The sequence below is a fragment of the Kitasatospora sp. NPDC057542 genome (assembly GCF_042801945.1).
In the GTDB taxonomy this organism is placed as follows: Bacteria; Actinomycetota; Actinomycetes; order Streptomycetales; family Streptomycetaceae; genus Kitasatospora.
The window spans coordinates 1-3,328 of record NZ_JBHVFE010000685.1 but is presented as its reverse complement, the minus strand read 5'-3'; the positions used below and the strand labels follow the sequence as shown (position 1 = coordinate 3,328).

The following is a 3,328-nucleotide window of genomic DNA, read 5'->3' as shown; positions in this document are numbered from 1 at the left end:
ACCCCCGAGCGGGCAGCACCGGAATCCCACGTCCGCGCCATCGACACGCCACACCTGTCCGAACACCGGACCGGCATGGGGACCGCCCCACCGCCTACGAGTAGCTTTGGACGCATGGCTCCGATCTCCACCCCCCAGACGCCGTTCGGCCGGGTCCTGACCGCCATGGTCACCCCGTTCACCGCCGACGGCGGACTCGACCTCGACGGCGCCCAGCGCCTTGCCACGCACCTCGTGGACTCAGGCAACGACGGCCTCGTCGTCAACGGCACCACCGGTGAGTCCCCGACCACCACCGACGCCGAGAAGGCCCAGCTGGTCCGCGCCGTGGTCGAGGCGGTCGGGGACCGCGCCCACGTGGTGGCCGGCGTCGGCACCAACGACACCCACCACAGCGTCGAGCTGGCCCGGCAGGCGGAGGCGGCCGGAGCACACGGCCTGCTGGTCGTCACGCCGTACTACAGCAAGCCCCCGCAGGAGGGCCTGTACCGGCACAATGTCGCCATCGCCGACGCGACCGGGCTGCCGGTCATGCTGTACGACATCCCGGGCCGCAGCGGGGTCGCGCTGAGCCACGAGACGCTGGTCCGCCTCGGCCGGCACCCGCGGATCGTCGCCAACAAGGACGCCAAGGGCGACCTGGGCGCCGCGGCCTGGGCGATCGCCCGCGCCGACCTCGCCTGGTACTCCGGCGACGACATCCTCAACCTGCCGCTGCTGTCCGTCGGAGCCGTCGGCGTGGTCAGCGTCGTCGGGCACGTGGCGGCCGGGGAGCTGCGGGCGATGATCGAGGCCTTCCTGGCGGGTGACGTGGTCAAGGCCACGAGCATCCACCAGCGCCTGCTGCCGGTGTTCAGCGGTATGTTCCGCACCCAGGGCGTGATCCTCACCAAGGCCGCCCTGGAGCTCCAGGGCCTGCCGGCGGGCCCGCTGCGGCTGCCGCTGGTCGGCGCGACGCCCGAGGAGGTCGCGCGATTGAAGCAGGATCTCGCCGCCGGCGGGGTACACCTTTAGCAGACACGGACGTGCGCGCCCCGGCTCGCCGGACCTCCCCGGGTCCGCCGCTGGACCGGACCGCAGGCGCGAGAGCACAGACCCAGTAGGAAAACGACACTGAGTACGCACGCCATATGTCTCCAGGGGAGGACCCCGGGCATATGGCGTGCGTCGTGAGGAGAGTCTTTTGAGCCACCCGCACCCCGAGCTCGGCGCACCCCCGGCCCTGAAGGAGGGCGCCCTCCGCATCACTCCGCTCGGCGGCCTCGGCGAGATCGGCCGCAACATGACGGTCCTCGAGTACGGGGACCGCATCCTGATCGTCGACTGCGGCGTCCTCTTCCCCGAGGACGAGCAGCCCGGCGTGGACCTGATCCTCCCGGACTTCAGCTACATCCGGGACCGCCTCGACAAGGTCGACGGCATCATCCTCACCCACGGGCACGAGGACCACATCGGCGCCGTCCCGTTCCTCCTGCGGGAGAACCCGGACATCCCGCTGATCGGCTCCAAGCTGACCCTCGCGCTGATCGAGGCCAAGCTCGCAGAGCACCGCATCCGGCCGTACGTGCTGGAGGTCAAGGAGGGCGAGCGCGAGCGCATCGGCCCCTTCGACTGCGAGTTCATCGCGGTCAACCACTCCATCCCGGACGCCCTGGCCGTGGCGGTCCGCACCCCCGCCGGCATGGTCGTGGCCACCGGCGACTTCAAGATGGACCAGCTGCCGCTGGACGGCCGCCTGACCGACCTGCCGACCTTCGCCAAGCTGGCGGAGGAGGGCATGGACCTGCTGCTGGTGGACTCCACCAACGCCGAGGTCCCCGGCTTCATCCCGCACGAGCGGGACATCTCGGCGGCGCTGCGGAACGTCTTCGCGAACGCCGAGAAGCGCATCATCGTGGCCTCCTTCGCGAGCCACGTGCACCGCATCCAGCAGGTGCTGGACGCCGCCCACGAGTACAAGCGCAAGGTCGCCTTCGTCGGCCGCTCGATGGTCCGCAACATGGGCATCGCCCGGGACCTCGGCTACCTGAAGGTCCCCGGCAACATGATCGTGGACGTCAAGCAGCTGGACGACCTGCCGGACAAGGAGGTCGTGCTGATCTGCACCGGTTCGCAGGGCGAGCCGATGGCGGCGCTGTCCCGGATGGCAAACCGCGACCACCAGATCCGCATCGTCCAGGGCGACACCGTCGTCCTGGCCTCCTCGCTCATCCCGGGCAACGAGAACGCCGTCTACCGGGTGATCAACGGCCTGACCCGCTGGGGTGCCAAGGTCGTACACAAGGGCAACGCCAAGGTGCACGTCTCCGGCCACGCCTCGGCCGGCGAGCTGCTCTACTTCTTCAACATCTGCAAGCCGCGCAACCTGATGCCGGTCCACGGCGAGTGGCGCCACCTGCGCGCGGCCGCCGAGCTGGGCGTCGCCACCGGGGTGCCGCGCAACCGCGTGGTCATCGCCGAGGACGGCGTCTGCGTCGACCTGGAGGGCGGCGTCGCCCGGATCGTCGGCAAGGTGCAGGCCGGGTACGTCTACGTGGACGGCTCCTCGGTCGGCGACATCAGCGAGGCCTCGCTCAAGGACCGCAAGATCCTCGGTGAGGAGGGCTTCATCTCGGTCTTCGTCGCGGTCGACTCGACCAACGGCAAGATCGTGGGCGGCCCGACCATTCAGGCCCGCGGCTCCGGCATCGACGACAACGCGTTCGCCCCGGTGGTCGCCAAGCTCCAGGAAGCGCTGGACCGCTCGGCGAGCGACGGCGTGCTGGAGCCCCGTCAGGTGCAGCAGCTGGTCCGCCGGACCATCGGCAAGTGGGTCGCGGACAACTACCGCCGCCGGCCGATGATCCTGCCGGTCGTGGTCGAGGTCTGACGCTCGCTCAACACCGGCTGAGGCCGGTTTGACGTGGGGCGACCCGGTGCGTAATGTTCTCCGGGTTGCCCCACGGGACGGCCCCTCGGAAACGGGCTCGAATCTGAATTCGAGAACGACCGGGGAAAACGGACCGAAGAACTCTGATAGAGTCCGGGAGCGCCGAAAGGCAAAAGCGGGTCGGATGAATGAAGCTCCGGAAAACGGAGCAGAAAACATCTGATAAGCTGGAAACACGAAAGAACGAAGCCCGGAGGATTCGCTGGAAGGCGGTCCGAAGGAAGCGTCCGTTCCTTGAGAACTCAACAGCGTGCCAAAAGTCAACGCCAGATATGTTGACATCCCCGGCCTCGGTCGTTTGATCGGGGTTGGAGATTCCTTTTGAAATAACACTAGCGAGGACGCAGTGCGCGGGGCCGCCTTATTCCGGTGGTTGCCGTGCCGCTCAACGCGGGTGTC

2 protein-coding genes are annotated in these 3,328 nt (G+C 68.7%); both read left to right on the top strand.

Annotated elements, in window-relative coordinates:
- Positions 1-114: 114 nt before the first annotated feature.
- Positions 115-1,014 (top strand): 4-hydroxy-tetrahydrodipicolinate synthase, encoded by a 900-nt coding sequence (gene dapA / locus ACFU7Y_RS42070; RefSeq protein WP_224277434.1) that lies wholly within the window; start codon positions 115-117, stop codon positions 1,012-1,014.
- 169 nt (positions 1,015-1,183) lie between these two features.
- Positions 1,184-2,869 carry a ribonuclease J gene (locus ACFU7Y_RS42065; RefSeq protein WP_224277432.1) on the top strand — a complete coding sequence of 562 codons (1,686 nt, stop codon included), beginning with the start codon at positions 1,184-1,186 and terminating at the stop codon, positions 2,867-2,869.
- Positions 2,870-3,328: the final 459 nt, after the last annotated feature.

What these genes read in the sequence shown, in the direction of transcription:
- dapA (WP_224277434.1), top strand. Translation starts at nt 115, where the DNA reads ATGGCTCCGATCTCCACCCCCCAGACGCCGTTCGGCCGGGTCCTGACC.